This window comes from Enterobacter sp. C6, assembly GCF_008122455.1.
Taxonomy (GTDB): Bacteria; Pseudomonadota; Gammaproteobacteria; order Enterobacterales; family Enterobacteriaceae; genus Enterobacter; species Enterobacter pseudoroggenkampii.
Genome location: NZ_QPFW01000060.1, coordinates 1 through 2,544, shown reverse-complemented (window position 1 = coordinate 2,544; position 2,544 = coordinate 1). Strand labels below are relative to the sequence as shown.

At 59.1% G+C, this 2,544-nt stretch carries 3 protein-coding genes and 1 pseudogene; 1 reads left to right on the top strand and 3 read right to left on the bottom strand.

Annotated features, from left to right (window positions below):
• A partial coding sequence (rutA, locus tag DOU50_RS00480) for a pyrimidine utilization protein A (protein WP_148768488.1) occupies positions 1 to 735 on the bottom strand: 735 nt, incomplete at its 3' end.
• Positions 736 to 980: 245 nt separating this feature from the next.
• Between rutA and rutR the strand changes: the two genes are divergently transcribed.
• The gene (gene rutR, locus DOU50_RS00475) at positions 981 to 1,619 is read left to right on the top strand and encodes an HTH-type transcriptional regulator RutR (RefSeq protein ID WP_008499819.1); all 639 of its coding nucleotides are present in this window, start codon (positions 981 to 983) and stop codon (positions 1,617 to 1,619) included.
• On the opposite strand, the gene DOU50_RS00470 is transcribed toward rutR, so the two are convergent.
• Both DOU50_RS00470 and DOU50_RS00465 read right to left on the bottom strand, forming a co-directional pair.
• Entirely contained in the window at positions 1,616 to 2,011 is a 396-nt protein-coding gene (locus DOU50_RS00470) for a lysozyme inhibitor LprI family protein (RefSeq protein ID WP_048989841.1), read from the bottom strand. The two genes, rutR and DOU50_RS00470, sit on opposite strands and share 4 nt — an antisense overlap.
• A 51-nt stretch (positions 2,012 to 2,062) precedes the next feature.
• Positions 2,063 to 2,544 (bottom strand): annotated as a pseudogene (locus DOU50_RS00465) (trifunctional transcriptional regulator/proline dehydrogenase/L-glutamate gamma-semialdehyde dehydrogenase); the annotation flags it as partial.

Below are 2,544 nucleotides of genomic sequence, written 5' to 3'. Positions count from 1 at the left end.
GGCAATCACCATAAACAGCACGTAGGAGCCCACGTCGCGCCCGGTTTTGTCGGCGGCTTCTTTCATGCGCGCGGCGGTCGGAGCGAAGGCGGCAGGCGTGTTCACACCTTTACCGAAGCAGAAGTTAAAGTCGGCGTATTTCGCCGAGAATTCCATTCCCGCGTCGCTCTGCCCGGCGCAAATCACCTTCATCGGCACCGACGGCTGCGGGCTGACGCGGCAGTCGTTCATGGTGAAGAAGTCACCCTTGAAATCGCTTTTGCCGGTACCCCACAGATCGCGCAGCACCTGCACGTACTCGGTCAGGTAGTCGTAGCGACGCGAGAAGTAATCGTCCCCCGGCCAGAGCCCCATCTGCTCGTACTCCGGTTTCTGCCAGCCGGTGACCAGGTTGACGCCAAAGCGCCCGCCGGAGATAGAGTCGATGGTGGAGGCCATACGCGCCACGATCGCTGGCGGTAAGGTGAGCGTGGCGGCGGTGGCGTAGATCTGGATCCGCGAGGTGACCGCGGCCAGCCCGGCCATCAGGGTGAAGGACTCCAGGTTGTGATCCCAGAATTCGGTTTTGCCGCCGAAGCCGCGCAGCTTGATCATCGAAAGCGCAAAGTCGAAATGGTAGTGCTCCGCTTTCTGCACGATGGCTTTATTCAGCTCAAAGGTCGGCATGTATTGCGGTGCAGTGGTCGAGATAAGCCAGCCGTTGTTGCCGATGGGTACAAATACGCCAATTTTCATCACGAACCTCTCTTCATTACGTCGCAGGTGTAACGGTGTTTTTGCAAAGGCAGTGCCAGTTTTGAAAATGGCTGTGTTATTAATGTGTTAATCATAAGTTGGTGGATTGATGCGGCTAAATGTGGACTAACTGGTCAAAAACATTGCACAGAAAACAGGCATTCATGCGCGATCGGAGTGCAGGATGTCGTGGCGAGACGGGGGTTTTGCTATGCTGAGGGCAACGCAGAATAAGGAGAGCGGGAATGACACAAGGCGCAGTGAAAACACCAGGTAAACGTTCGCAGGCGGTGAGCGCCAAGAAGCAGGCGATCCTCAGCGCGGCGCTGGAGACCTTTTCGCAGTTTGGTATTCACGGCACGCGCCTGGAGCAGGTGGCGGAGCAGTCCGGGGTATCCAAAACCAATCTGCTCTACTACTACCCGTCGAAAGAGGCGCTGTATGTCGCGGTGATGCAGCAGATCCTCGATATCTGGCTGGCGCCGCTGAAAGCGTTCCGCGAAGAGCTGGCCCCGCTGGTGGCGATCAAAGAGTACATTCGCCTGAAGCTGGAGGTGTCGCGCGATTACCCGCAGGCATCACGGCTGTTTTGTCTTGAGATGCTGCAGGGGGCGCCGCTGTTGCAGGCGGAGCTCACCGGAGATTTAAAACAGCTGGTGGACGATAAGTCGGCCATTATCGCCGGATGGGTGGCCAGCGGAAAACTGGCCCCGGTCGATCCGCATCATCTGATCTTTATGATTTGGGCCTCCACCCAGCATTACGCTGACTTTGCGGCCCAGGTCGAGGCGGTGACCGGAAAAACGCTCCAGGACGAAGCGTTTTTCCACAGCACCCTGGAAAACGTGCAGCGGATGATTATTGAAGGGATCCGCCTGCGTTAGTTCCCCGGTGGGAGAGGGCAGCTTAAGTCGCCCTCTTCACACTGCATCAGCGAGGCCAGAAACGCTTCGCGCTCCACGGTTTTTTCCGCCAGGCACTGATTCACGATCATCGGCTGAACGCTTCCCCCTTCCGTCCCCGAACCGATAAACGCACAGTCCGCATCGCGCAGGGCAATCCACGCCTGCTGCGCCTTTTTCAGCAGCTCGCGCTGGGGGGCAGCCGCACGCTTGATGGCGGCCTGATAGGTCTGGTTGAGCTTTTTATCGGCAGCCTGGTACTGCTGCGCGCTACAGGTATTCAGTTCAAGCTGAGTGGTCGCTTTGTCGCACTCGTCGGCCAGCGCGCTGGCGCTCAGCAGCAGTGCTGCACCTGCGATAAGAAATCGTTTCATACACTCCCCAATTAAATAAGGCTCCGTCTCCGGAGCCTTATTAGCACAGCGTTAGCCGATTGTCATCAGGCTGGCGTTACCGCCTGCCGCCGCGGTATTGACGCTGAGCGAGCGTTCTACATACAGGCGTTCCAGCAGCAGGTTGGTTTCCCCACGGGCGAAGCCCTGTACCGAAACAATCGGCCCGCTGCGGGCCGCCACCTGCTCGCAGAGTTCGCGCAGCTGGTCGGAATCACCGTGATAAATCACGGCATCAAACGGCTGCGTCAGCAGCGCATCGGCTTTCGCGAAGTGAATGCGGGCCGAGACCGCTTTCGGCAGCTGTTTGGCGAGATCGCGATGTAGCGCATCGTCCGGCCACAGCACTTCACACCCGGTTGCCATCGCGGCGGCCAGCTGCACCAGCGCGTCCTGCTCGTTATCGGCCACGCACAGTACGCGCTCGCGCGGCATGAGCGTCCAGGTGTTGCGCTCGCCGGTTGGCCCCGGCAGCAGACGCTGCGTACCGGCCTGTGCCAGCTCGCCATACTGCT